Annotated in this window: 21 protein-coding genes; 13 read left to right on the forward strand and 8 right to left on the reverse strand. The window is 69.4% G+C overall.

What is annotated here, in order from left to right; genetic code table 11:
• Nucleotides 1–60: 60 nt before the first annotated feature.
• Nucleotides 61–744, forward strand: a complete 684-nt coding sequence (locus AHIS1636_RS05700) for an SRPBCC family protein (protein WP_264794841.1) — start codon at nt 61–63, stop codon at nt 742–744.
• Here the strand turns inward: AHIS1636_RS05700 and pstS are convergent.
• From pstS to AHIS1636_RS05720, 4 genes are all read right to left on the reverse strand, one after another.
• Complete coding sequence (gene pstS / locus AHIS1636_RS05705) at nt 731–1840, reverse strand: phosphate ABC transporter substrate-binding protein PstS (RefSeq protein WP_264794842.1); 1110 nt, start codon at nt 1838–1840, stop codon at nt 731–733. The genes AHIS1636_RS05700 and pstS overlap by 14 nt on opposite strands.
• Nucleotides 1841–1895: 55 nt before the next feature.
• Complete coding sequence (locus tag AHIS1636_RS05710) at nt 1896–2063, reverse strand: hypothetical protein (RefSeq protein WP_264794843.1); 168 nt, start codon at nt 2061–2063, stop codon at nt 1896–1898.
• Between the two features lie 94 nt (nt 2064–2157).
• Nucleotides 2158–2589 (reverse strand): hypothetical protein, encoded by a 432-nt coding sequence (locus AHIS1636_RS05715; RefSeq protein WP_264794844.1) that lies wholly within the window; start codon nt 2587–2589, stop codon nt 2158–2160.
• Nucleotides 2590–2593: 4 nt separating this feature from the next.
• Nucleotides 2594–4117, reverse strand: coding sequence for an FAD-dependent oxidoreductase (locus tag AHIS1636_RS05720; protein ID WP_264794845.1), 1524 nt, complete (start codon nt 4115–4117; stop codon nt 2594–2596).
• Nucleotides 4118–4225: 108 nt separating this feature from the next.
• Between AHIS1636_RS05720 and AHIS1636_RS05725 the strand changes: the two genes are divergently transcribed.
• Nucleotides 4226–4804 (forward strand): cysteine hydrolase family protein, encoded by a 579-nt coding sequence (locus AHIS1636_RS05725; RefSeq protein WP_264794846.1) that lies wholly within the window; start codon nt 4226–4228, stop codon nt 4802–4804.
• Nucleotides 4805–4848: 44 nt separating this feature from the next.
• Nucleotides 4849–5091 carry a DUF2630 family protein gene (locus tag AHIS1636_RS05730; protein ID WP_264794847.1) on the forward strand — a complete coding sequence of 81 codons (243 nt, stop codon included), beginning with the start codon at nt 4849–4851 and terminating at the stop codon, nt 5089–5091.
• A 6-nt stretch (nt 5092–5097) separates the two neighbouring features.
• On the opposite strand, the gene ku is transcribed toward AHIS1636_RS05730, so the two are convergent.
• Nucleotides 5098–6030, reverse strand: a complete 933-nt coding sequence (gene ku, locus AHIS1636_RS05735) for a non-homologous end joining protein Ku (protein ID WP_264794848.1) — start codon at nt 6028–6030, stop codon at nt 5098–5100.
• A 69-nt stretch (nt 6031–6099) separates the two neighbouring features.
• Here ku and AHIS1636_RS05740 point away from each other — a divergent pair, with 69 nt between their 5' ends.
• The 8 genes from AHIS1636_RS05740 (at nt 6100) to AHIS1636_RS05775 (ending at nt 16865) form a co-directional block, all read left to right on the forward strand.
• Nucleotides 6100–8637, forward strand: a complete 2538-nt coding sequence (locus AHIS1636_RS05740) for an ATP-dependent DNA ligase (RefSeq protein WP_264794849.1) — start codon at nt 6100–6102, stop codon at nt 8635–8637.
• A 51-nt stretch (nt 8638–8688) separates the two neighbouring features.
• Nucleotides 8689–11097 (forward strand): phosphoketolase family protein, encoded by a 2409-nt coding sequence (locus AHIS1636_RS05745; protein WP_264794850.1) that lies wholly within the window; start codon nt 8689–8691, stop codon nt 11095–11097.
• A gap of 182 nt (nt 11098–11279) precedes the next feature.
• A complete protein-coding gene (locus AHIS1636_RS05750; protein ID WP_373875787.1) occupies nt 11280–12278 on the forward strand; it encodes a LacI family DNA-binding transcriptional regulator in 999 nt (332 codons plus the stop codon).
• Between the two features lie 10 nt (nt 12279–12288).
• Nucleotides 12289–13059, forward strand: a complete 771-nt coding sequence (locus AHIS1636_RS05755; protein ID WP_264794852.1) for an alpha/beta hydrolase family protein — start codon at nt 12289–12291, stop codon at nt 13057–13059.
• A 38-nt stretch (nt 13060–13097) separates the two neighbouring features.
• Nucleotides 13098–14021, forward strand: coding sequence for a carbohydrate kinase family protein (locus tag AHIS1636_RS05760; protein WP_264794853.1), 924 nt, complete (start codon nt 13098–13100; stop codon nt 14019–14021).
• A 104-nt stretch (nt 14022–14125) separates the two neighbouring features.
• Nucleotides 14126–14938, forward strand: a complete 813-nt coding sequence (locus AHIS1636_RS05765; protein ID WP_264794854.1) for an HAD family hydrolase — start codon at nt 14126–14128, stop codon at nt 14936–14938.
• Nucleotides 14935–15747: a glycerophosphodiester phosphodiesterase family protein gene (locus AHIS1636_RS05770; RefSeq protein ID WP_264794855.1), complete on the forward strand. Its 813-nt coding sequence runs from the start codon at nt 14935–14937 to the stop codon at nt 15745–15747. The genes AHIS1636_RS05765 and AHIS1636_RS05770 overlap by 4 nt, the downstream gene beginning before the upstream one ends.
• Entirely contained in the window at nt 15744–16865 is a 1122-nt protein-coding gene (locus tag AHIS1636_RS05775) for a glycerate kinase (protein ID WP_264794856.1), read from the forward strand. The genes AHIS1636_RS05770 and AHIS1636_RS05775 overlap by 4 nt, the downstream gene beginning before the upstream one ends.
• A gap of 2 nt (nt 16866–16867) precedes the next feature.
• Here AHIS1636_RS05775 and AHIS1636_RS05780 read toward each other — a convergent pair whose 3' ends face one another.
• Nucleotides 16868–17119, reverse strand: coding sequence for a hypothetical protein (locus AHIS1636_RS05780; RefSeq protein ID WP_264794857.1), 252 nt, complete (start codon nt 17117–17119; stop codon nt 16868–16870).
• An 81-nt stretch (nt 17120–17200) separates the two neighbouring features.
• On the opposite strand from AHIS1636_RS05780, the gene AHIS1636_RS05785 reads away from it, so the two are divergent.
• On the forward strand, nt 17201–17851 hold the full coding sequence (locus tag AHIS1636_RS05785) for a dienelactone hydrolase family protein (protein WP_264794858.1): 651 nt from the start codon (nt 17201–17203) through the stop codon (nt 17849–17851).
• Nucleotides 17852–17923: 72 nt separating this feature from the next.
• On the opposite strand, the gene AHIS1636_RS05790 is transcribed toward AHIS1636_RS05785, so the two are convergent.
• Nucleotides 17924–18136: a dodecin gene (locus tag AHIS1636_RS05790; RefSeq protein WP_264794859.1), complete on the reverse strand. Its 213-nt coding sequence runs from the start codon at nt 18134–18136 to the stop codon at nt 17924–17926.
• 269 nt (nt 18137–18405) lie between these two features.
• On the opposite strand from AHIS1636_RS05790, the gene AHIS1636_RS05795 reads away from it, so the two are divergent.
• A complete protein-coding gene (locus tag AHIS1636_RS05795) occupies nt 18406–19770 on the forward strand; it encodes an MFS transporter (RefSeq protein ID WP_264794860.1) in 1365 nt (454 codons plus the stop codon).
• 20 nt (nt 19771–19790) lie between these two features.
• On the opposite strand, the gene AHIS1636_RS05800 is transcribed toward AHIS1636_RS05795, so the two are convergent.
• Nucleotides 19791–21116, reverse strand: coding sequence for a uracil-xanthine permease family protein (locus AHIS1636_RS05800; protein WP_264794861.1), 1326 nt, complete (start codon nt 21114–21116; stop codon nt 19791–19793).
• Between the last annotated feature and the right edge of the window lie 49 nt (nt 21117–21165).

The raw sequence follows: 21165 nt of genomic DNA on the forward strand, positions 1-21165 counted from the left end.
ACCATTGCCGCGCGTGCCGGTGCTGGGTACCGTTGATTTATCGTCAGTGGAGGGATTCCCATGGCACGCATCGAAGAGACCATCGACGTAACGCTCGGCGCGGATGACGCGTACGGCCAGTGGATGCATTTTGAAGCCTTCAGCCTGTTCATGCGCAGTGTCGAGCGGGTGATCCGCACCGGCGACGGGGCCCACCACTGGGTGGTCAAGATTGCGGGCCGGCGCCGCGAATTCGACACGCGCATTACCTCGGACGATCCGGGCAAACGCGTGGCCTGGGAGGGGACTGGGGACATGCCGCACAGCGGCGTGATGGTCTTCACTCCCATCGACAACGGGAATACCCGGATGTCCGCGTCGATCGACTGGCAGCCCGGGTCCGTGGTGCAGAAGGCCGGCCACCGCATGGGGTCGGACCACCGGGAGGTCCGCAACGAACTCTGGCGCTTCAAAAACTTTGCCGAGTCCGGCGGCACGCTCACCCACCACGGGGTTCCGGAGCACGGCCTCGGCAGCCACGATTACTTCGGCGGCACCGCCGGCGGCGGCTTCCCGCCGGGCGTCACGGAACTGCCGGACATTCCCATGCAGGACCCGGCGGCGGCCAAGGACCAGCCGGGCGGTCATGGCGAGATGGGCGAGGCTACCCCGCGCCACCGGGCCGCGGATGCCGCCCGGGCCCGCGGCGCCGGCTCGGTTCCGGAGGCGGCGGGGGAGCCGGAAGGCGGAGCTACCGGACGCTGATCCGGTCCACCGTCTCGATCGCCTGTGCCGAGAGGCGCTCCGACAGGGGCGCGGACTTGGCGGACTCGGCGGCCGCGGCTTGGCCTTCCTGGCTCAACACGTATTTGGCGAAAGTCTTGGCGAGTTCGACCCTGTGTGCGTCCTCGTAGCTGCTGCAGTACACGTGGTACGAGACGAGCAGGAGCGGGTAGGCTCCCGCCGCCGTCGTGGTCCGGTTCAGTTCCAGCGCCAGGTCGCCCTCGGGCCGGCCCTCGACGGGCTTCGACTGATCCAGCGCCTTGGCTGCGGCTTCCGCGGTGACCGGCACGTAGTCGTCGCCGACCTTGAGGTTCACCTTGCCCAGCGGGGGTCCGACGGCGGAGTCGTCGGCGTAGGTCACGGCGCCCTTGGTGCGTGCGACCATGCTGACGACGCCGGCATTGCCCTGGGCGTTTTCGCCGACGTATTCCGCGGGGAAGGAATCGGAAGGATCGGCGGTCCACGCCTTGGGAGCCACGGCATGCAGGTACTCGGTGAAGTTCTCGGTGGTGCCCGAGTCGTCGCCGCGGGTGACGGGGGAGACGGGCAGGTCCGGCAGGTCCACGCCGGGGTTCTGGCGGGCGATGGCCGGATCGCTCCAGGTGGCGATCTCGCCCTTGAAGATCTGCGCGATGGTCGCCGCATCCAGGTTCAGCTCGGTGATGCCGGGAAGGTTGAAGCCGACCGCGATCGGCGAAACGTAGGCAGGAACGTTGTAGGCGCCGCCGGGCCCGCAGACGTCTTTGGCGAGTTCCATTTCTTCGTCGTCCAGGTAGGCGTCCGATCCGGCAAAGTCCACCGCCCCGGCCAGGAAAGCCGTGCGTCCGGCGCCCGACCCGTCAGGCGAATACTGCATCTGGACCTTGGGGTTCAGCAGGGCGAATTCCGCGCGCCAGGCGTCCATGGCGGCGTTCTGTGCGGAAGAGCCGGCGCCGGACAGCGTGCCTTCCAGATTGGAGCCATGCTGCGCGGCGGCCTCCTGTTCGGCCCCGAGCGGATAGTCGGAGCCGCAGCCCGCGAGCGGCAGTGCGAGCAGGGCGGCGGCGAGGAAGATCGGGCGGATTTTTTTGCGTGCCATCACCTTGAGCCTAGCGTTAACAGGCAGTGAACAGGGAGCGAAGTTTGGATGGCGCTCAGGGCAGCATGGGGCTGCGCCGCCGGAAGCCCGGGCGGAGTACAACCCGGCGCCGGTCGATCCGCTCGACGTCTTCCCACGCCACCAGGAATGCGCCGCGGTGCCGCCATCTCAGCAGCTGGGCGAGCGGCCACGGCGCGGTCACCCTGGAACGTTCGTTGCCCATGAAGGACGTCCCGCTGTGCGGGCTGACGATGAAGCCTTCCAGCCGCGCCTCGGCCAGCGTCCCGGGGAGCGGCGGACGCGACCTAGGATGCGTTTCACGGCAGCCACTCCTTCGCCGCTGCGTCAAGGCGTGCCGTCAGCCGCCCGGGTTCCGCGGTGACGGCTGCCGTCTGTGCGCCCCGGTCATCCGCTTGGATTAGGTCCTGGGCCTGGTTCAGCAGGGCGTCGGCGGTAAACGCGAGGTCCCTCGCCGCGGCACGGTCTTCGGCCTCCTTGCGGTTCTTCGGCTCGGCCTCGGCGATGGTGGTCGCTGCGTCCGTGGTCTCCTTCAGGGCATTCTGCAGGGCCGAGTCCGTCAATCCTTTGATGCTCCGGTCCCGGAGGTGGACGTCGAGGGCGAGTTCGGCCGTAGCGGCGGCCGAGGACGTCTGCTCCAAGGCCCGGCCCAGCGTGCCATTGACGCCGCCTTCCGTGGTGGCGCAGCCGCCCAGTGCCAGGGCCGCGGCGAGGGCGGCCGCCGGGGTCACCGCGCTATTTCGCCTCAAGGTCCCGGGTCGCCGGTCCCTCCAGTACTGTGCCGTCCGGCGCGAAGCGGGAGCCGTGCAGCGGGCAGTCCCAGCTGCACTCCGCGTCGTTCCAGTTCAGCACGCCGCCCAAGTGGGTGCAGATGCCGCTGACCCGGCGGGTGGTCCCGTCCACGGTGCTCACCCCGACGGGCCGCGCGTTCCCGCGCACCACGGTGCCCTGGCCCTCGGGCGGGGCCGTCTGGGAGGTGCGCGCCAGTCCGCCGAGCCAGCCGGAGACCAGTTCCAGGCCGACCTCGGCGTTGGTCTGGACCGTGGAGAGCGCGTCCTGGGCCGCGATTCCTGCCTTGTAGAGCTGCGTGGCCCAGGGCTTCGAGCCGCCGAGCAGGGTGGAGGACAGGGCCAGCGCCGCGGCCGCCGCATTGGTCAGGCCCCACTTGTTGAAGCCGGTTGCTACCAGGATCCGGTCCTCGACGAAGGACAGCCGGCCCACGTAGGGGACCGCCGCGGCGGGCTCGTAGTCCTGCGCGGACCAGCTGTGCGTCAGTTCGGCGCCGGGGAACTGGTCGCGGGTCCAGCGAACGAGGTCCTCGAGGTTGCCTTTGGTGTGCTGCTGCCGGCCGACGCTGTGCCCGTTGCCGCCGACAATGAGCACTTGCCGCCCGGCGTGCGCGGCCGTGCGGAGGCTGCGGGTGGGGGCGTCGATGGAGAGGTACATGCCGGACGGAATGCCGCCGGGCACGTTGAATGCGGCGGCATAGGAACGCTGCGGCTTGAGGACGCTGAAATGCCCGCCGCGGTTCAGGATCGGCGTCCCGGTGGCGAGCACCACGTGATCCGCGGTGACCTGGCCGGCCGCGCTGTGCACGGTCAGCCTGCGGCCGGCCTGCCCGCCCTCGGCGCGGCGGGATCCGGTGGCGTCCCTGGTGACCGAAACGTTCGTGGCACGGACCCGCTCGATCAGCACTCCGCCGCGTTCGCGCAGCTCGGCGGCCAGCCCGGCGAGCAGTTCCATCGGGTGCAGCTGGGCCTGGTCCGCGAGGCGGAGTGCCCCTGCGACGGGGAAGGGCAGTTCGGGCGCTGCTTCGACGTACTCACCGCCGAGCCCGGCGTCGGTGGCCGCCTGCAGTTCGGCGCGCAGGTCGGCGACGCCCTGCCCGGTGGCCGCGTAGGTGAACGCGTCGCGCCGGTCGTAGGCGATGTTGTGCTCCTCGCAGAACCGCAGCAGCCATGCCTGGCCCTCGCGCTGCGCCTCCACGTAGGCCCGGGCGGTGCCGGCACCGTGGTGCGCGGTGATCCGGGAGAGCTGGCGGCCCTGCAGCAGCGAGACCTTCGCCGTCGTATTTCCGGTGGTCACCGCCCCGGTGCTGCGCGCTTCGAGGACGGCGACGCGCTGGCCGGCGCGCGAGAGCAGGACGCCGGTGGCCAGGCCCGTGAGACCGGCGCCGACGATGACGGTGTCGTACTCGGCACCCGGCTCGAAGGAATCGGCGGGAATGGCGGGCGCGGTATCCAGCCAGAGCGATTTCATCCACTTGTCCTTTCCTGCACGGTCAACTCCCACCCCACCTTGTTGGACGCGGGCCGTCAAGGGATAGCTAAGCTTGCTTCCAAATGGTTGGCAACCTTGGGAGGATCCATGGACAGCTCCGGGACGGCCGTACTGGTCATCGACATGCAGAAGGCCTATTTCGAGGCGGAGGCTCTCCGCAGCAGGCAGGACGAGGTGGTGGCTGCCTGCAACCGGCTGGTCGCCGCGGCCGCCGCCAACGACGTGCCGGTGCTGCTGGTCTGCACCGAGCACGAGCGGGACAAATCCACCTGGACGCTGAGCATGCTCGACGACGACCAGGGCTTCATCTTCTCGGGCAGCGAGCAGGCCGAGTTCGTCGACGGCCTGAGGTACGAGGGCCTGCCGCGTATGGTGAAGACCCGGGACAGCGCCTTCATGGGCACGGACCTGCTGCTGCGGCTGCGGAATTTCGGGGCGGGCCGGCTGGTCCTGGCGGGGGTGGCGACCCACAACTGCGTGGCCCAGACGGCGGCCGACGCCTTCGCGAACAACTTCCGCGTGGTGTACGCGGCGGACGCGATGGCCTCCACCAACGAAGAATACGCCGACGCAATGCGGACCATCCTCAGCGACGAATACCGCCAGCCCGTACTCGGCGAGGCGGAGGTGGAAAAACTGCTGGCCGCCAGCGGCGAGGCTCAGTAGCCTGATAACCGAGCCAGCAAGCCACAGCGAGCAGGAGGCCCAACATGGACGACGATATCCACCGCCGGATCGAAGACCTGATCCAGCAGGAGCAGCGGCTGCGCGAGATCGGCGCGGAGGACAGCGAACAGGCCGAGGCACGGGCAGCCGACCTGGCCCGGCTCGAGGAACAGCTGGACCAGTCCTGGGACCTGCTGCGCCAGCGCCGCGCAAAACGGAAGGCCGGCGACGATCCGGAGGAGGCCCGCGTCCGCCCGGTCGACGAGGTGGAGGGCTACCGCCAGTAGGCTGGCTCAGGCGCCCTTGCTGGCCTTGGCCCGGGGGCGCTTCGGCGCGGCCTCTTCGTCCTCATCCTTCTTCGCGGCGGTCTTCCTCCCGGACGTCTTGGATGCCGGTTTGGCCTTGGACTCCGCCTCCTCCTTCGCTGCCGCGGGCTTCTTGCCCTCGCGGTTCTTCTCCACGCTGCGCCGCAGCGCCTCCATCAGGTCCAGGACCTTGCCGCCCTCTTCCTCGCCTTCCTCGCCGAACGTGGCCTCGGTGTCCAGCGACTCGCCCTGTTCGATCTTGGCCTCGATCAGCGTGCGGAGCTGTTCCTGGTATTCGTCCGTGAATTCGTCGGGCTTGAAGTCGCTGGAGAAGGACTCCACCAACGCGGCCGACATCTCGCGCTCCTTCGCCGAGATCCGCACGGTCTCCTCCAGCGAGGGGAAGCTGGCCTCGCGGACCTCGTCCTCCCAGAGCAGTGTCTGCAGCATCAGCACGTCCCCGCGCACCCGCAGCGCCGCGAGCCGGGTCTTCTGCCGCAGCGCAAACTTCACCACGGCCGTCCGGTCCGTGTCCTCGAGCGTCTTGCGCAGCAGCACGTAGGCCTTGGTGGACTTCGAGTCGGGCTCCAGGTAGTAGCTGCGGTCGAACATGATCGGGTCGATCTGGTCGCTCGGGACGAACTCCACGACGTCGATTTCCCGGTTCTTCTCCACCGGCAGCGAGGCCAGGTCCTCGTCCGTGAGCACGACCGTGCGTTCGCCGTCGTCGAAGGCCTTGTCGATGTCCTTGAACTCCACGACTTTCCCGCAGACCTCACAGCGGCGCTGGTAGCGGATCCGTCCGCCGTCTTTCTCATGGACCTGGTGGAGCTTGACGTCATGGTCTTCGGTGGCGCTGTACAGCTTGACCGGGACGTTGACCAGCCCGAAGGCCACGGCCCCTTTCCAGATGGCTCGCATGGGTCCAGTCAACACCAAGCATGCTGGCAATTACTAGCTATCGGGCCGCTAATTGGCAAGACTAAGCCTATGGCCAGGACAAGCAGTGCCCAGCGGCAGATCGTCGAGGTGGAGGGGCACCGCCTGAGGCTGACCAGCCTGGACAAGGTCATCTACCCCGAAACGGGCACCACCAAGGCGGACGTCCTGTCCTACTACTCAAGCATCGCGCCGTACCTGATTCCGCACGCAGCCAACCGTCCGGTCACGCGCAAGCGCTGGGTCGAGGGCGTCGGCACGGCCGCCAAACCGGGCGAGGTGTTCTTCCAGAAGAACCTGGAGGACTCGGCTCCCTCGTGGATCAAGCGGCACGCGATCGAGCACAAGAGCGGCACGAACGTCTACCCGATGGTCAATGACCTGGCCACGCTGACCTGGCTGGCCCAGATCAGCGCGCTGGAGATCCATGTGCCGCAGTGGAAATTCGGCCCGCGCGGCAAGCGGAACAATCCGGACCGGATGGTGCTGGACCTGGACCCGGGCGAGGGCGCCGGCCTGGCCGAGTGCGCCGAAGTGGCCCGGATGGTCCGCAGGATCCTGGAGGACATGGGGCTGGACCCGCGGCCGGTGACCAGCGGTTCGAAGGGCATCCATCTCTACGCAGCGCTCGACGGAAGGCAGACCTCCGAGGAGGTGTCCGACGTCGCGCATGAACTGGCGCGCATGCTGGAGGCGGACCACAAGGACCTGGTGGTCAGCGACATGAAAAAGGCGCTGCGGCAGGGACGCGTGCTGCTCGACTGGAGCCAGAACCACTGGAACAAGACGACTATCACCCCGTATTCGCTGCGTGGCCGGCTGCATCCCATGGTCGCGGCGCCGCGGACCTGGGAGGAGCTGGAGGACCCGGACCTCGGCCACCTGGACTACCGCCAGGTGCTGGACCGGGTGGCGGAGTTGGGCGATGTGCTGACCGGGATGGGTTCCGGCACGGTGGATGAGGAGTCGCTGGAGGAGGCCCGGGACGCTGCAGCAGGGGAGGGGGACGACGGCGGTGCGGGGCCGGCAGCGGACCGGTTGAGCAAGTACCGCTCCATGCGGGATGCGTCGCTCACTCCCGAGCCGGTGCCACAGGCCAGCCCGGTGGACCGGGCCGGCAACACCTTCGTGATCCAGGAGCACCACGCCAGGCGGCTGCACTACGACTTCCGGCTCGAGCGCGAGGGCGTCCTGGTGTCCTGGGCGGTGCCGAAGGGGCCTCCGCCGGGCGCGGGCAAGAACCACCTCGCGGTGCAGACCGAGGACCACCCGCTGGAATACGGCGGCTTCGAGGGCACGATTCCCAAGGGCGAGTACGGGGCCGGCGAGGTCACCATCTGGGACGCGGGCACCTACGACCTGGAGAAATGGCGGGACGGCAAGGAAATCATCGTCATCCTGCACGGGCGCGAGGACGGCGGGCTCAGCCGGGACGGCGGACCGGCGGGGCCGCGGCGCTATGCGCTGATCCATACCGGCGGGGAGCGCGGCGAAAACAACTGGCTGATGCACCTGATGAAGGACCAGACGCCGGGCTCCTACCGCAAGGGGACGCCGCACGAGCGGCAGGACGACGACCTGGCGAAGGACGCCGAGCCGCAGTTTGTGAAGCCGATGCTGGCCACCCAGGGCGGCGGCGCGGACATCACCGACGAGGACGAGTGGGCGTTCGAGATGAAGTGGGACGGCATCCGGGCGATCGCGATCATCGAGGACAACGGCGTCCGCCTCATCAGCCGCAACGGCAATGACCTCACGTCGGGTTACCCCGAGCTCGCCGACCTGCCGGACTCGGTGCACGCCTCGACGGCGGTGCTGGACGGCGAGATCGTGGCGCTGAACAAGGCCGGCCGCCCGGATTTCGGCCTGCTGCAGACCCGCATGAACCTCACGAAGAAGCGGGAGATCGACCAGGCCGCCAAGAGCACTCCGGTACACCTGATGCTGTTCGACCTGCTGCATCTGGACGGGCACTCGCTGCTGCGCCTCGAGTACTGCCAGCGCCGGGAGATCCTCGCGAAGGCCGTTGAAGCCGGCGGGCACGTGCACGTTCCGCCGGACATGGACCTCACCCTGGCGCAGGCCGTCGCCACCAGCAAGGAGCTTGGCCTGGAGGGTGTTATCGCCAAACGGGTGGACAGCACGTACACGGACGGGGCACGTTCGAGGAGTTGGATCAAGATCAAGCACCAGACAACCCAGGAAGTGGTGATCGTCGGCTGGCGGCCGGGCAAGGGCAGCAGGGAGCGCAAGATAGGCTCGCTGCTCGTGGCGGTCCCGGACGGGCCGGAGCTGCGCTACCTCGGGCGGGTCGGTTCGGGCCTGACCGAGCGGGACCTGGCCGCCGTGGGGGCGCGGCTGAAGAAGATGGCCCGCAAGACACCGCCGCTGGCCGGCGTTCCCTCCGCCGACGCGGCCGACGCGCACTGGGTCCGGCCCGCGCTGGTGGGCGAGGTGCAGTTCAGCGAACGGACGGAGGCCGGCAAGCTGCGCCACCCGGTCTGGCGCGGCTTCCGCCCGGACAAAAAGCCGTCCGACGTCGTCGTCGAAACCGAAGCCCGGACCGGAACCGCAGCAGCCGAAGCCTGAACCACCAACCCCACCGCCGATCCCACCGCCAATCCCATTAGGAGTAAGCACGTGACCGAACAGCAGGAAGCACTGACGAAACCGGGTGCCGAGCGGCGCAGTCGAGGCGGGCTTGAGGGGGTCGACCTGTGGTGGCGTGCGGCCAACTACCTGAGCGCCGGCCAGATCTACCTGCGGGACAACCCCCTGCTGCGGCGGCCGCTGGAACCGGCGGATGTTAAGGCGCGGCTGCTGGGGCATTGGGGAACGACGCCGGGACTCAACTTTGTGTACGCGCACCTCAACCGGGTGATCGCCGAGACCGGGCAGGACTTCCTCTTCATCACCGGGCCGGGCCACGGCGGGCCGGCCAACGTCGCCAACGCGTGGCTGGAGGGCACATACTCCGAGATCTACACCCATGTGGGGCAGGACGAAGTCGGGATGCGCGCGCTGTTCAAGCAGTTTTCCTATCCGGGCGGCGTCCCCAGCCACGCCGCCCCGGAGACGCCCGGGTCCATCAACGAGGGCGGCGAGCTCGGCTACTCGCTGGCGCACGCCTTCGGGGCGGTGTTCGACAACCCGGAGCTGGTGGCGGCCTGCGTCATCGGCGACGGCGAGGCGGAGACGGCGGCCCTGGCCGGCAGCTGGCATTCCAGCTCCTTCCTCAACCCGGCCGTGGACGGCGCCGTGCTGCCCATCCTGCACCTGAACGGCTACAAGATCGCGAACCCCACCGTGCTGGCCCGGATGCCCGAGGAGCAGCTGGCCGCGCTGCTGGCCGGCTACGGTTACGAGCCGCACTTCGTCACGGTGGCGGATCCGCGGGACACCGCCCGGGCGCACGAGGAGTTCGCCCGTGCCCTCGAGACCTGCCTGGCCGGCATCCACCGCATACAGTACGAGGTCCGGTCGGCCGGCGGGGGCAGGCCGGCGGGCGAGGGCGCCCCGATCTGGCCGATGATCGTGCTGCGTTCGCCCAAGGGCTGGACCGGCCCGGAAACCGTGGACGGCAAGCCGGTGGAAGGCACGTGGCGGGCGCATCAGGTGCCGCTGTCCGAGGTGCGGACCAACCGGGCGCACCTGGAGCAGCTGGAGCAGTGGCTGCAGTCCTACCGTCCGGAGGAACTGTTCGACGGAACCGGCAGGCTGCGCCCGGAAATCGCGGCCCTGGCGCCGGCCGGCGACCGCCGCATGAGCGCTACCCCTTATGCCAACGGCGGCCGGCTGCTGCAGGACCTGGTGCTTCCCGGGTACGGCGACTTCGCCGTCGTCGTCAAGGAACCGGGCACGGAACGCGTCTCTCCGATGGCGAACCTGGGCGGCTGGCTGCGCGAGATCATCCGGCTGAATCCGCATACCTTCCGCCTCTTCGGCCCGGACGAGACGGCCTCCAACCGGCTCCAGGCGGTCTACGAGGCCACGGACAAGGTCTGGCAGCAGCGTATCGAGGACGTGGACGAGCATCTGGCCCGGGCCGGGCGGGTGATGGAGGTGCTCAGCGAGAACCTCTGCCAGGGCTGGCTGGAAGGCTACCTGCTGACCGGGCGGCACGGCGTCTTCAACTGCTACGAGGCGTTCGTGCACATCGTCGACTCGATGTTCAACCAGCACGCGAAGTGGCTGCAGGTGCACCGGGAACTGCCCTGGCGCCAGCCCGTGGCGTCGCTGAACTACCTGCTCTCCAGCCACGTCTGGCAGCAGGACCACAACGGCTTTTCGCACCAGGACCCGGGCTTCATCGACCACGTCATGAACAAGAAGCCGGAGGTGGTCCGGGTCTACCTGCCGCCGGATGCGAACACGTTGCTGGCCGTGGCCGAGCACTGCCTGACGTCCCGGGACTACGTGAACGTGGTCGTCTGCGGGAAGCAGCCGTCACTGACCTGGCTGGCGCCGGAGGACGCCCGCAACCATGCCGAGCGGGGCATCGGCGTGTGGGAGTTCGCGGGGAGCGAGCGGCCCGGCGAGGAACCGGATGTGGTCCTGGCGTGCGCCGGGGACGTGCCGACCACCGAGGCGGTGGCCGCGGCGCGGATCCTGCGCCGCCAGCTGCCGCAGCTGAAGGTCCGGCTGGTCAATGTGGTCGACCTGATGCGGCTCCATGATGCCAGGGAGCATCCGCACGGACTGGAGCACCGGGACTTCGACCGGCTGTTCACAACGGATAAGCCCATCATCTTCGCCTACCACGGCTATCCGTGGCTGATCCACCGGCTGACCTACCGGCGCACGAACCACGACAACCTGCACGTGCGCGGCTATATCGAGGAAGGCACCACGACAACGCCGTTCGATATGGCGATGATGAACCGGATCGACCGCTTCCAGCTGGCCATCGACGTGATCGACCGGGTTCCCTCGCTGGGCTCGGCCCAGACCGGGCTGCGCCAGCGGCTGCAGGACATGCGGATGCGGGCGCGGCGGCACACCCGGGAGTTCGGCGAGGATCCTGCGGAAATAGCGGACTGGAGCCTGTAAGCGGAACGTTTCAATATTTCTCCAAGGTCCGGGCCTGTCAAATGGTCGCGGAATCGTTACGCTTGTCCCAGGGGGGCCAATCTGTTGGGGGAGAGAGCGAACAGGCCATGGGGAGTCTATTCAAGCCGACCATCCGTGATGTCGCGGAGAAGGCCGGCGTTTCACTAGCGACAGTTTCTTATGTGCTGTCGGGACGCAGCGGCGGATCCACGCGGATCAGCGAGCCGACCAAGGAACGTGTACTGCAGGCGGCGAAGGACCTGGGCTACGTCCCGAACCGGGCCGCGCAGGGCATGCGGCGTGGCCGCACGGATACGGTCGCGGTCGTGATCGAGTCCTTGGAGTCGCCGTGGGACCGGGCGTTGGTGGAGACCGCCAACCAGATCCTGCCGGCACACGGATTGCGGGTGGTGATCCTGCTGGGGCAGGACGCCTGGCGCAACTTCATGCTCTCGGGCGGGGCGGACGGGGTCATCCTCGGCTTCAGCTCGGAGTCGGAGGAGGAGACCCGGACCATCGAGGACCTGGCCCGGCGCGGCGTGGCCCAGGTGGTGGTTTCGCAGTTCCTGGAGCCGAAGGGCTTCGACGTGCTGGCCATCGATGCCGAGGGCGGGCTGGCCGAGGCGGCCAAGTACCTGGCCGCGAGGCACCAGCGGATCGGCGTGATCCACCGGGGGCTGGCGACGGCCAGCCGGCGCGGCACGCGGTTCGAGCTGTTCCGGGCGGCGATGCAAAAGGCCGGCGTCGAGCTCGATGACCGGCTGGTCCGGGCCTCGGGCGGCAACTGGCGCACTGCGGTGAACGATGCGATGGAGCTGTTGAGCCTGCCGGAACCGCCGACGGCCTTCTTCACGACGGCGGACATGGAGGCTTTGTGCGTCTCCGGCGCGGCCACGTTGAAGGGCCTGAACATTCCGGAGGACCTGGAAATCATCGGCGTGGAGAATTCCGAACTGGGGCGGGAGTCCAACCCCACGCTCAGCACAGTCGGACCGGATCCCAGCGAGCACATCGCGGTGGACCTGCTGCTGCAGCGGCTGCAGGGAAAGGGGCCGCAGGAGGGCCGCCGGGTCCCGGTTCCGTGGAAGCTGCACCTGCGCGGCACGACGGCGCACAACGTCGCGGGCTCGGAATCGAACGGCAACGACAGCCCGATCGTGGGGGCAGGGACGGGCAGCTAGAGTACTGCGGATGGAGCCCATCCGCTACGGCTACGGCCCGGATCCCAGCCAGTACGCGCAGCTGTACCTGCCCGCCGAACCCCGGCGCGCCGTCGTCGTTATTGTCCATGGCGGCTACTGGCGCGCCCGCTATACGGCCGAACTGGGCCAGGCCACGGCCCGCGACCTGGCGGCACGCGGCTGGGCCTGCTGGAACCTCGAGTACCGGCGCGCGGGCAACGGCGGCGGCTGGCCGCGGACCTTCGAGGACGTGGCAGCCGGCATCGATGCCTTGGCCGGGCCCGCGGCCGAACACGGCTTGGGGCTGGACGCGGTGGTCGGGCTGGGCCATTCGGCCGGCGGGCAGCTGGCGGCCTGGGCCGCCGGACGGGGCGGGCTGGCGCACGGAAGCCCCGGAGCGGACCCGGCGGTGCCGCTGGCCGCGGTGCTCAGCCAGGCCGGGGTTCTGGATCTGCGCCGGGCGTGGGAACTGGGGCTGAGCGACCACGCCGTCCGGAATTTCCTTGGCTCCGATCCGGAAGACGAGCCGGACAGGTTCGCGATGGCGGACCCCGTGCGCCGGCTGCCGCTGCCGGTGCCCGTCTACGCGTTCCACAGCAGGCAGGACGAGGCGGTGCCGTTCGAGCTGTCCGAGCGTTACGTCTCCGCCGCCCGGGCTGCCGGAGGCCGGGCGGAACTGGTCCCGGTGCCGGGCGGCCACATGGACCTCATCGATCCCGCCAGCCCGGCGTTCGGGATGGTCCGGGGGGTGCTCCGCCGCCTGGATCCAGGTCCGCCGTAGGCCTGCCGCCGGCGGGCTTGCTCTGCTACGTTGACACTGTGCTGACAGTAATCGGGGAAGCCTTGGTGGACGTCGTCTCCAGCCACAACACCGCGCCGCGGCCCCATGTGGGCGGCAGTCCGCTGAACGTGGCCGTGGGGCTCGCGCGGCTGGGCCAGCCCGTGCAGTTCGTGGGCCGCTACGGCCGGGACGACTACGGCAACATGATCCTGCACCACTTGCGCCGGAACTCGGTGCTGACGCCGTTGGAGCCGGATTCCCAGCCCTCCAGCGTCGCCCTGGCAAGGCTGGACAAGACGGGGGCCGCGCACTACAGCTTCGACCTGCTCTGGGAGCTGCCCGCACTGGACCGCGCGGCGCCCCGGCTGTTCGAGGACACGCAGTGGCTGCACACCGGCTCGATCGCCGCGATGCTGGAGCCGGGCGCGCACACGGTGCTTGCCGCCGTCGAACGCGTCCACCCGCGCGCCCTGGTCAGCTACGACCCCAACTGCCGGCCGACCATCGTCACCGACCGGGATTTCGCCCGGCGCCAAGTGGAGAAGTTCGTGTCGCTCAGCGACTTGGTGAAGGCTTCGGACGAGGACCTGCGCTGGCTCTACCCGGACCGGCACCCGGAGGACACCGCGCATGCGTGGCTGGACGAGGGCCCCGCGATGGTCGTGGTCACGCGCGGCGCCCGGGGACCGTGGGGCGTCGTCCGGGACGGCGCGGCCGAAGTGGCCGCCCCGTCCGTGGACGTCGCGGACACCGTTGGCGCCGGGGACTCCTTCATGGCCGCGCTGCTGGCCACCCTGATGGAGCGCGGCTTCGGTGGCTCCGGCAGGCGGGACGCCTTGCAGGCCCTGACCGCGGAGCAGCTCGAGGAAGTGCTGGCCTTTGCCGCCCGCGCGGCCGCCGTCACGGTGTCGCGGCCCGGGGCCAACCCGCCCACGCGCCAGGAACTCGGCCTGGGCGAGTGACCGCAGCGCGGGGAGGCAGCGCCGCGCCGGCGCGCGACACGGCGGCAGGGGACACGGCGGCACCTGGCGCAGCGCCTCCGGACGACCGCCCTAGGATGGGCACTATGCGTTTGATTGCCAGTGATCTGGACGGGACCATCATTGGCCGGGACGGAAAAATCAGCGACCGCACGGTGCGCGCCTTCCAGGACGCGGCCTCGGCCGGCGTCGAAATAGTCTTTGTCACCGGGCGCCCGCCGCGCTGGCTGGACCCGCTGCGCGAGCGGATCGGCCACGAGGGCAAGGTCATCTGCTCCAACGGTGCGGTGATGTACGACCTGGCCGCGGGCGAGGTCCTGACTGCCCAGGCGCTGCCGCACCGCAACATCTTCGCCGCCCGTGACGCCATCCTGCACCTGCATCCGACGACGACGTTCGCCGCCGAGACGACTTCGGGCTTCCTGCTGGAACCGGGATTCGTGGACTCGGGGTCCGTGGAGCTGCTGGACGGAATCACCCCGGCGCCGCTGGAGGCCTCGCTCGCCGCGGAGGACGCCGTCGTCAAGTTCCTGGCCCGCGGCAAGGAACAGGACCCGGATGTCTTTCTGGCCGAGGTCCACGAAGCCGTCTCGCACCTCGTCTCGGTGACCCGTTCCGCGCCAACGGAGGCCCTGCTGGAGATGGCGCAGCCGGGTATCAACAAGGCCGTCACCCTGGCCGAATACGCGGCGTCCCTGCAGATCGCACCCCAGGACGTGGTGGCCTTCGGCGACATGCCCAACGACATCGAGATGCTGCAGTGGGCCGGCTCCGGTTATGCCATGGGCTCGGGCCACCCAGAGGCGATCGGCGCCGCCCGCTACAAGGCACCGTCCTTCGCGGAGGACGGCGTGGCCCAGGTGCTCGAGGCGCGGCTGGCGGAACTGGAAGGGCCGTGACCGGCGACTTTCCGTACCTGAGCAACTCTTTCGGCGGGCCCGCCGGCTCCGAGCCCTGGCCGCTGGCCTTCGCGCACCGCGGATTCTCTCCTGAGGGGCTGGAGAATTCGATGGCAGCCTTCGAAGCGGCCGTCGAGCTCGGCTTCGGCTACGTAGAAACGGACGTGCGCACCAGCGCCGACGGGGAACTGATGGTGTTCCACGACGACACGCTGGACCGCGTCACGGACGGCACCGGCCGGCTGTCCGGCCACACGGCCGAGCAGCTGCGGCAGATCCGGATCGGCGGCGTGGAGCCAATCCCGCGGCTGGAGGACGTGCTCACCCGGTGGCCGGACCTGAAGCTGAACGTGGACGTGAAGGACGCGGCCGGCGGCCCCCTGCTGGCGAAACTGATCGAGGAACACCGGGCCCACGACCGGATCCTCGTCACGTCCTTCTCCGACCGGCGCCGGCGCGCGGCGTTCCGCGGGCTGACCCTGCCCGCCGCGAGCTCGGGCGGCGTCACGTCCCTCGCGGCGCTGGTGGGGCTCGGCCGGGTCGGCCTGACCCGCGCCGTGGGCCGCGCCGCCCGCATGCACGCGGTCCAGGTACCGGTCCGGTACGGGCGGATCATCGTGGTCACGCCCGCGTTCGTGCGGCGCTGCCATGCCGCCGGGCTCAAGGTGCATGTCTGGACGATCAACGAGCGCGCCGAAATGGAGCGGCTGCTGGACCTTGGCGTGGACGGCATCATGTCGGACCGGGCGGACATACTGGCGCAGGTAATGGATGAACGCGGCTTCTGGCCGCAGAGGGGACGGGCATGAAGGTTCTGGTGGCACCGGACAAGTTCAAGGGCACGCTCTCCGCGGCGGAGGCCGCCGCGGCGATGGCCGAAGGAGTGCTGCGCGTCTATCCGGACGCCGAGGTCCGGACCGTGCCGGTGGCGGACGGCGGCGAAGGAACGCTGGAGGCGGCCCTTGCCGCGGGAGCGCAGGAGCACACCGCCCGGGTGCGCGGGCCGCTGGACAAGGATGTCACGGCGTCCTGGGCGATGCTCGAGCGGGGCGGCACCAGGACGGCAGTGATCGAGACGGCGAGGGCCTCCGGGATGCTGCTGGCCGAGCCGTCGGTCCAGACCGCCCTGGCCGCGCACTGCTACGGCAGCGGCCAGCTGATTGCGGCGGCACTGTACGCCGGGGCGGACGAGATCGTGCTGGGTCTGGGCGGTTCCGCCATGACCGACGGCGGCGCGGGCGCCCTGTGCGCTTTGGGGCTGGAGATTTACGACGGCGCCGGTGCCCGCCTTCCGCTCGGTGGAGCGGAACTCGGGCTGGCACGGCGGGTGGACGGCACCCGCCTGGACCCCCGGCTGCAGACGACGGTGCTGCGGATCGCCGCCGATGTGCAGAACCCGCTCTACGGACCGGAGGGTGCGGCCCGGATCTTCGCGGCGCAGAAGGGCGCGGACCTGACCTCGCTGGAGGTGCTGGACGCGGGCCTGCGGCGCTGGGCCGCACTGATCGAGGAGGCGACCGGGCGGGACGTCAACGTCCCCGGGGCTGGCGCAGCAGGCGGCTTCCCGTCCGCCTTCCTCGGTTTTACCGAGGCCCGGCTGGAGAGCGGATTCGAGCTGGTGGCCGAGCTCACCGGCCTGGACGCGGCGCTGGACGAGGCGGACCTGGTCATCACCGGGGAGGGTGCCCTCGACGAGCAGTCCGAATACGGGAAGGCACCCCTGGGTGTGGCGGACCGTGCGCACGCCAGGGGACTCCCCGTCGTCGTTGTTGCCGGAAAGATCACGCTGGATCCCCGCCGCCTGGCGGCCCACGGCGTCGAGGCGGCCGTAAGCCTGCTCGACCTCGCCGGCAGCCCCGACGAGGCGTTCGCCCAGGCCGCCAAGTACGTCACGTGGGCCACGCAGCAGGCGCTGGAAGGCGCCTGAGGCTAGGCGCGGGAAGCGGATCCGGGCGGCAGGAAACCATCCTGGCCCGGCTCGGCACCGCGTTCCGGGTCTTCGGAGGCCTTGTATTCGCCCTCCGGGCTGAGGCCGGGGACCCGCTGGCCGGCATTCAGCTGGCCTGATGTGAAGGTATCTTCGTCGAACTCGGCGGCCGATTCCTGCTCGGGCGCCGGAACCCCGACGTCTTCGCGCAGGTGTTCGTCCCGGGGCAGGTCTTCGCTGGGTTGCTGGGTCATCACCCCAGCCAACCATCGGCGGCGCGTGCGCACAACGGGTAGGGCGTAGGAAGCGGACGGGTTTTTTGGCAGACTTAAACCATGTCCGCACAGATGACCGTGCTCTCCGGCGGGCCCGCCCTGGCGGCGGACCTGCATATCCCCGCCGGTGCCCGGGGGATCGTGGTGTTTGCCCACGGCAGCGGCAGCAGCCGGCGCAGCCCGCGCAACATCGAGGTGGCCCGGACCCTGCACTATGCCGGGCTCGGCACCCTGCTGTTCGACCTGCTGACGGACTCGGAAGAACGCCGGGATGCCGTCGACGCATCGCTCCGGTTCGACATCGGCTTCCTCACCGAACGGCTCACGGCGGTGGTGGACGAGGTCCGGACGCGGCCCGATACCGCGGCGCTTCCCATCGGTCTGTTCGGGGCCAGCACCGGCGCCGCCGCCGCCCTCGGGACCGCGGCGGCCAGGCCCGAAGCCGTCGCATCCGTGGTGTCGCGCGGCGGCCGGCCGGACCTCGCTCCGGACCTGTCCGGCGTGAAGGCGCCGACGCTGCTGCTGGTCGGCTCCCGGGACACGCAGGTCATCGAGCTGAACCGGAGCGCCGCGGCTCAACTGGGCGGGCCGCATGAGCTGTACATCGTGGAAGGAGCCTCGCACTTGTTCGAAGAGCCGGGCACCCTGGACGTGGTCGCGGAACGGGCGGCGGCCTGGTTCATCCGGACGATGCCGGCCCGGGCGCACTAAGGCCCGGGCACATTGGAGGCCCGGGCCGGCGGCGCCTAGAGTTCCTGCCCTGGAACTCCTGCCGAGTGATGCTCAGGAACTCTCATGCCGGAAGCCGAGCTTGATCGTGACCTGCCAGTCCGCCACGGCGTTGTCCTTGAGATGGCCGCGGACCTCCTTGACCTCGAACCAGTCCAGGTTGCGGAGCGTCTTGGAGGCCTCCGCGACGGCGTTGGAGACGGCGGCGTCGATGCCGTCGGGGGACGAGCCGACGATTTCGGTGACGTTGTAGACGTGGTTGGCCATGCTTCCTCCTTGCGGATGGGCCCGGGTCGGACCCCGGGGCACGTGCCTGCCACGCTAGCGGCGTTGCCGCCGCGGGTCTAGGGCTTTCCCCGACCGCGGAACCAAGGATGCGGCAGCCGCGCCGCCACGGCTGGCGAAAAAACCTCTTTGTGATTGGCGGCACATGCTCTATCCTCATTCTGTCGGAATCCGAACAAATGTGCGCAATGCGCACAACACCAGCAATCTTCCGCCGCGGGACTGCAACCCGCACTCATCGAAGGAAACCCATGTCCCACGAGACAGGACGCCAGCCAGTGGAAGCGCTCCCTGAGGCCAAGCAGCAGTACCGCCTGAAGCGGGCCAGGAAGGCGGCCCTCGCGGCCTTCCTGGGCGGCATGCTCGAGTACTACGACTTCTTCGTCTACGCCACGGCCGCCTCGCTGGTCTTCTCGCAGATCTTTTTCCCGGAGGGCGACCCGACGGTGGCCCTGATCGCCTCATTCGCCACGTTCGGCGTCGCCTATATCGCCCGTCCCTTCGGGGCGGTCGTCTTCGGGCACCTGGGGGACCACATCGGCCGCAAGAACACGCTGGTGCTGACGCTCGTGCTGATGGGCGGGGCGACCTTCCTGATCGGCCTGCTCCCGGATTTCAACACGATCGGCTACTGGGCGCCGGCCCTGCTGGTCCTGCTGCGCCTGCTGCAGGGCCTCTCCGCCGGTGCGGAGACCGCGGGGGCGTCGGCCCTGACCATGGAGGAGTCGCCGGTGGGCCGCCGGGCCTTCTTCCCGTCCTTCGCGATGAGCGGCATCTCGGCCGGGATTGTCCTGGCGTCCCTGGCCTTCCTGCCTGTCGCCGCGATGCCGGAAGCAGACCGGCTGGCGTGGGGCTGGCGCATCCCGTTCCTGCTTTCCCTCGTCGTGCTGGTCGTGGCCTACCTCGTCCGGCGTTCGCTTGAGGAACCGGAAGTTTTCGAGGAGACCGCCAAGCAGCACGACCGCGCCAAGCTGCCCTTCGTGGAGATGTTCCGCACGCATCCAGCCCAGTTCTTCCAGGTGGCCCTTATGTCCTTCGAGACCGTGACGAATACCTTTATGCAGGCTTTCGGGCTGGCGTTTGCCGTCTCGGTGGGGATCCCCGCGCAGACCATGCTGTTCGTCAGCATCCTGGGCAACGTCGTCGCCATCGTTAGCCAGCCGGCCATGGCCATGCTCTCGGACAGGTTCGGCCGGAGGCCGGTCTTCATCAGCGGTGTGCTGGGCTCCGGCCTGCTGATCTTTGTCTACTTCTGGGCCATTTCGACCGCCCAGATAGGCCTGGTGTTCTTCGTGAGCACGCTCATCACTGCGGGTACCTACGCCATGTCCAACGCAATCTACCCTGCATGGTTCTCCGAGCTCTTCAACGTCCGGGTGCGCTACAGCGGCATGGCGATCGGCCTGCAGGTGGGTATCCTGTGCGCCGGGTTCACCCCGCTGCTGGGCACCGCCCTGGTGGGCGGCGACCCGGCGAACTGGGGGCCGGCTGCCTGGATCGTGGCGGGGTCATCCGTGCTTGCCGTCATCGGTGCGCTGTGGGCGCGGGAAACCTACCGCACGCCTATTCGCGAGCTGGGCAATCCGCTGCACGGGCACATGCACGCCACCGTCTAAGGGCTGCATCCAAGGGCTGCTCAGCCCAGCTTGGAGGGCGTGGCGCCGGTGTCCTCGGCGGAATCCAGCGGCTCGGTGCCGCGCCAGCGGGCGACGAGGCCCATGCCGTGGAAGATCAGCAGCGCCGCGGCCGTGCCGAGGGCGATGCCCTCGAAGGTCAGCTCGCCGATGGACCAGGTGAAGTTGGCAATGCCGATCACCAGCGAGACACCGGCCACGGAGAGGTTGATGGGATTGGCGAAGTTCACCCGGTTCTGGACCCAGATCCGGACGCCGAGGATGCCGATCATGCCGTAGAGCACCACGCCCGCCCCACCCAGCACGCCCGGGGGGACGGTGGCGATGAGAGCGCCGAACTTCGGGAACAGGCTGAGCAGCACGGCGATCATGCCGGCGACCCAGTAGGCCGCCGTCGAGTAGACCTTGGACGCCGCCATCACGCCGATGTTCTCGGCGTAGGTGGTGGTGCCGGACCCGCCGCCGCTGCCGGCGAGGACGGTGGCCAGGCCGTCCGCCATGAGCGCGCGGCCTGTGTAGGGATCGAGGTCTTGCCCGGTCATGGCCGCCACGGACTTCACGTGCCCGATGTTCTCCGCCACGAGCACCAGCACCACCGGGACGAACAGGCCGATGAGGGAGATGTGGAACTCCGGGGTGTGGAACTGCGGCAGGCCCACCCATGCGGCGCTGTTGATGGCGGTGAAGTCGACCTCGCCGCGCAGCACGGCGGTCAGGTAGCCCGCCAGCACGCCGACCAGGATGGACAGCCGCCCGAGCAGGCCGCGGAAGAGGACGGCGGCCAGTAGGATCGCTACCACGGTGACCACTCCGGTCACGGCGCCCTGCTCGAAGTTGGTCTTCGCCGTCGGCGCCAGGTTCAGGCCGATCAGCGCCACGATGGAGCCGGTCACCACCGGCGGCATCACGGCCTGGATCCAGTGCGAGCCGGCCTTGTGCACGATGAGGCCGATGACGAACAGGACAGCCCCCGCCATGACCAGCCCGCCCAGCGCGCCGCCCATCCCGTGCTGGTTCATGGCGGCCCCGATCGGGGCGATGAACGCGAAGCTGGAGCCGAGGTAGCTCGGGATCCTGCCGGCCGTGATGATCAGGAAGAGGATCGTTCCGATTCCCGAGAACAGCAAGGTGGTGGACGGCGGGAATCCGGTGATCAGCGGCACCAGGAAGGTGGCGCCGAACATGGCGACCACGTGCTGCGCGCCGATCCCGATGGTCCGGTCCCAGGACAGCCGCTCCTGCGGGGCGACCACGGCGCCGGGCGCAATGCTCTTCCCGTCGCCGTGCAGTTTCCAGCGGAAGGGGGAGGACTTCACGGGCGTGCTCATGGCGGGCCTCTCGGGACGTGGGATGACTTGGTCTGGAAGAATCCTACTG

This window comes from Arthrobacter mangrovi (assembly GCF_026011795.1).
Lineage (GTDB): Bacteria > Actinomycetota > Actinomycetes > Actinomycetales > Micrococcaceae > Crystallibacter > Crystallibacter mangrovi.

Bases quoted from the DNA above. Each gene is read 5' to 3' on its own strand.
- AHIS1636_RS05700 (WP_264794841.1), top strand. From the start codon at position 61: ATGGCACGCATCGAAGAGACCATCGACGTAACGCTCGGCGCGGATGAC.
- pstS (WP_264794842.1), bottom strand. From the start codon at position 1,840: ATGGCACGCAAAAAAATCCGCCCGATCTTCCTCGCCGCCGCCCTGCTC.
- AHIS1636_RS05710 (WP_264794843.1), bottom strand. From the start codon at position 2,063: ATGGGCAACGAACGTTCCAGGGTGACCGCGCCGTGGCCGCTCGCCCAG.
- AHIS1636_RS05720 (WP_264794845.1), bottom strand. From the start codon at position 4,117: ATGAAATCGCTCTGGCTGGATACCGCGCCCGCCATTCCCGCCGATTCC.
- AHIS1636_RS05725 (WP_264794846.1), top strand. From the start codon at position 4,226: ATGGACAGCTCCGGGACGGCCGTACTGGTCATCGACATGCAGAAGGCC.
- AHIS1636_RS05730 (WP_264794847.1), top strand. From the start codon at position 4,849: ATGGACGACGATATCCACCGCCGGATCGAAGACCTGATCCAGCAGGAG.
- ku (WP_264794848.1), bottom strand. From the start codon at position 6,030: ATGCGAGCCATCTGGAAAGGGGCCGTGGCCTTCGGGCTGGTCAACGTC.
- AHIS1636_RS05740 (WP_264794849.1), top strand. From the start codon at position 6,100: ATGGCCAGGACAAGCAGTGCCCAGCGGCAGATCGTCGAGGTGGAGGGG.
- AHIS1636_RS05755 (WP_264794852.1), top strand. From the start codon at position 12,289: ATGGAGCCCATCCGCTACGGCTACGGCCCGGATCCCAGCCAGTACGCG.
- AHIS1636_RS05765 (WP_264794854.1), top strand. From the start codon at position 14,126: ATGCGTTTGATTGCCAGTGATCTGGACGGGACCATCATTGGCCGGGAC.
- AHIS1636_RS05775 (WP_264794856.1), top strand. From the start codon at position 15,744: ATGAAGGTTCTGGTGGCACCGGACAAGTTCAAGGGCACGCTCTCCGCG.
- AHIS1636_RS05780 (WP_264794857.1), bottom strand. From the start codon at position 17,119: ATGACCCAGCAACCCAGCGAAGACCTGCCCCGGGACGAACACCTGCGC.
- AHIS1636_RS05785 (WP_264794858.1), top strand. From the start codon at position 17,201: ATGTCCGCACAGATGACCGTGCTCTCCGGCGGGCCCGCCCTGGCGGCG.
- AHIS1636_RS05790 (WP_264794859.1), bottom strand. From the start codon at position 18,136: ATGGCCAACCACGTCTACAACGTCACCGAAATCGTCGGCTCGTCCCCC.
- AHIS1636_RS05795 (WP_264794860.1), top strand. From the start codon at position 18,406: ATGTCCCACGAGACAGGACGCCAGCCAGTGGAAGCGCTCCCTGAGGCC.
- AHIS1636_RS05800 (WP_264794861.1), bottom strand. From the start codon at position 21,116: ATGAGCACGCCCGTGAAGTCCTCCCCCTTCCGCTGGAAACTGCACGGC.